Raw genomic sequence first — 3,673 nt, forward strand, 5'->3', positions numbered from 1 at the left:
CCCTCATTCTGTTCCACCATGCAAGGCATTAGCCCCTGCCCGTTGCAATGCATGGCGAACCGCATATCCAGTCGCCATGGGATCACGCGCGCCATTGACATGCACCGTGACATTTTGATTGTGCGTAATGGGGACGCGTTCTTTGTCTTTTGCTTCTGGAACAGAGCTATGGCCATGCCCAGACCCCGCAAATTGTACAACAGGCTGAGGCGTTTTACCTCCTAAAAAACTTGGCAAATAATCTCTTACATCAATCGACCCAATCCACCCCTTTATGCGGTGAGGTAAAGATTTACAAAAATCTGTCAATTGTGAGATGGTGCCCATAACACCATCAACAATCCAACTCGCTAAATCTTCTCCGGCTTGTTCCATACCAGCCTTGGCACTCTCCGAGAGCTTTTCGCGGGCAAAAAAACTTCCCAACCAGCTCCAAAAGTTGGAAAGGCTTTGTTTAAACCCCTCCCACACGTTGGCAAACCACCTGCCAACAGCGCTAAGCCCTTGTTTAAACTTTTGCCAATTTTGAGAGAAATCAAAAGCAGCAGCAATGATGTTTTTCCAACGGGTGATGGTGCTGGTATCAGCACCAAAAAAACGCATGACGGCTTCAAAGACTTGGCCAAAAGCCCGTGTTATCCCCCGTGCAAAGCCCTTTATAAAAGAAGAAAAGCGGTCCCAATATTTCCACAAAGCAAAACCAGCAGCGAGGATAACAGCTACAACAGCAGCAATCACAGCCCCTACTGGGGTAAAAAGCCCTCCCACAACAGAGGACAGGCTTGCCCCAACCACTTCGATCACGGTTCCTATCCAACCAAAGCTGCTAGCAAATGCCGCCCCTGAAACAGCAATCCCCCGCAAAGCACCCATCAATAAGGTCATGGGGCGTAAAAGTCGCAGTGAACGTGCCCCAAGTCCTGCGGTGAGCAAGCCCAGTGAGCGCCCTGAAGCCAAAAGCCCGCGCCAACTTGCCTTTAGCGCACCGCTCACAGCCCTCATCTTGATAAAAGAGGCAATCAATTGCAGGATCCCAAGGCGGGTTCCAGCAAAAGTAAAACGTACAACCCGCAAAGCGATGTTAAAAGCCATGAGGGCAGCAATGGTTTTGCTGATCACACCGGTTAAAACAGGGTGTTCATTAGCCCATGCCATCAGCACGTTAAAAAAACCACCAACACTCGCCATTAAACTGTTCACATGGGGCAACAACACCTCACCAATGGTAACCCCCAAAGCCACAACGCGGTTTTGCAACAGTTCAAATTGCCGCATGGCACCGGTTGCTTGTTTGTCTGCCTCTTGTTCGACAGAGTCTTTAAAGACTTTTGGGTCTTCAACATATTTTAAGGCTTGCCCTAACAGTTCGGGGTTACCCACCAGTTTGGCAAAATCCCCAGTAAAGTCGCGTCCTGCAATGGCAATAAGAGAACGCATTCCTTGTTCGGATTTGCCCAAGACATCAAAAAAACGCACCAAGGTACCGGTGGCATCTTTCTCCAAATCTTCCATAAATTTTTGGCGAGAGAGACCAATATTGGTAAAAGCATCTTCAATATGCTTTCCTCCCGCCTGAATACGGGCACTCATGGCATTAAAACCACGCGCTGCACTTTCGGGAACAATCCCAGCAGAAATCATCGCCGTCCCAAAAGCTGCGGTTTCGCGGGCTGTCAGTTTAAACATGGTTGCTGCACCGGTGGCACGATTGGTAAAATCAGAGACTTCACTTGCCTTAGCCGCCATGTGGTTGGAAAGATGGTTGATAGCATCCCCTAAATCTTCAATACCTGCTTGATTAAGCTTAAAGACATTGCGTAATTTGTAAAAAATACACTTGCAAATTATGAGCGCGGTGTAAGTGAACCACCCGCCTCTATCATAATTTCCTATCAAACAATTTGCAGCATAAAGTCACCTTGGATTCTCACTGTTAAAAGAGAAATGTTTACAGACATGGCAAAAGCAAAAGAAACGGATTTTGCAACATCTACCATTCCTACTGATCTCATGAAAAAACTTGGATAAATAATCTATACAACCTATTGTGATGCAAAAATACCCCCCCTCCTGAAAATATAGCGAAACTCGCGACGAAACTTTATAGAAAACTGCAAGAGCTTGTTTAAAACAACAACGATAGCGAAAAAATCGATTTTACCTTGCCTCTTAAAATTGCATTAAAACACCAAATTGAGGCTGAAAAGCCTCCTCAACAACTACAAAAAATCCAACCTAACCATCATTTAAAATAAAAAAATGAAGGCACGCTCCCCCTTATATTAAGAATTTTTATTTATAATTTATTTTTATATTTATCTCATAATGATTGATACTATTGAACATGCAATACGTCATTATGTATTTTATTATAAATTCTATAATTATACTTTACACAAGAGTAAAAACAATCTATTCGTCTCGCAGCAGAAAACCATTCATTTGATGTCCTTCTTGTAAGCGGGGGAGGAAATGCATGGGGCTTATAAGTTAAGGAAAATATCAATGTATAAAAAATCTCTATTACTCTGTACAGCAGCGATAGCTATTACGCTGTTTGGCGTCCATTTCAACGCATATGCTGAAAATCTCGAAATTACTGAAGGGAAAGTAAAAAAAACATCCAAAAAAACTTATGAAACTATTCATGCAAAAACAGGTGGAAAAATCACTGGTGAAGAGTTAACAATAACCGGAAATAAAGACACGAACAAAGATACATATGTTATAAAAGCTGAAGACGATGACAGTGAAATTACGTTAACCGGTTCAACTATTAAAAGTAATGATAATGATTCTGATGTTCACTTAGGTATTAAGGCCCAAGGTAATGCTAAAATTAAAATGACAGGAGGAAGCATTACGGCTATTGAAAGTGGTGCTTCTTTTGAAAATAGTAGTAGTGAAAACGAGCTAACAAGTGTGGTTATAAGCGGTAAAGATGACCACTTTATTGACAAAGGAATAAGTGCTACCCACAGCAACCTCAGTTTGAAAGACACAACTGTTTCTTTAGCAAACAACGGTGTATCTGCAGAGGATAATTCGACAATAAAAGTCTCTGGCGGAGCATTTAGTGGGAAAGCGAATGGAGTATATGCTAAACAAGGAAGTTCCATTACTTTAGACGAAAAAACAACCGTCACATCATCTGAAGGCAATGGACTTCATGCAGAAGGTTCAGAAGCCAAAATCATAAAGACGGGTGGAACTGTCAGTGGAAAACAAAATGCATTATTTGCAGAAAAAGGCGGACAGATCGATGTTACAGATGTTACTCTAACAGCAAATGGTATCGGAATTGGTGCAAAAGCTGATGGTTCTAATAGCACGGTCGAATTACATAAAAATACTACGATTAAAGATGCTATTATTGGTCTTCAAGCAAATGGCGGTACCATTAAAATGACCGATGGCTCTATTACAGCGTCTATAATGGGTGCTGTTTTCTCTAACAGTATGAGTCATGAAAATGAAAACAAACTGGAAAATATAACGATATCAAGTGGACAAGATGGACGCTTTATTGACAAGGGAATAAGTGCCGAAAAAAGCTCTGTGACTTTAAACAAAGTAACCATCACGAATTCAAACACAGCTATATTGGCAAATGATAACTCCACGATAACAGTATCCGAAGGATCATTCGATGGAAAAACCAATGGAGTATATG

Annotated in this window: 1 protein-coding gene and 1 pseudogene; one reads left to right on the forward strand and one right to left on the reverse strand. The window is 42.0% G+C overall.

Annotation, left to right across the window (positions count from 1 at the left end; genetic code table 11):
• Positions 1-3: 3 nt before the first annotated feature.
• Complete coding sequence (locus PVV70_RS09600; protein ID WP_342760084.1) at positions 4-1,848, reverse strand: phage tail tape measure protein; 1,845 nt, start codon at positions 1,846-1,848, stop codon at positions 4-6.
• Positions 1,849-2,505: 657 nt separating this feature from the next.
• On the opposite strand from PVV70_RS09600, the pseudogene PVV70_RS09605 reads away from it, so the two are divergent.
• A pseudogene (locus PVV70_RS09605) lies at positions 2,506-3,673 on the forward strand (autotransporter outer membrane beta-barrel domain-containing protein); the annotation flags it as partial.

The sequence above is a fragment of the Bartonella sp. AU55XJBT genome (assembly GCF_028618525.1).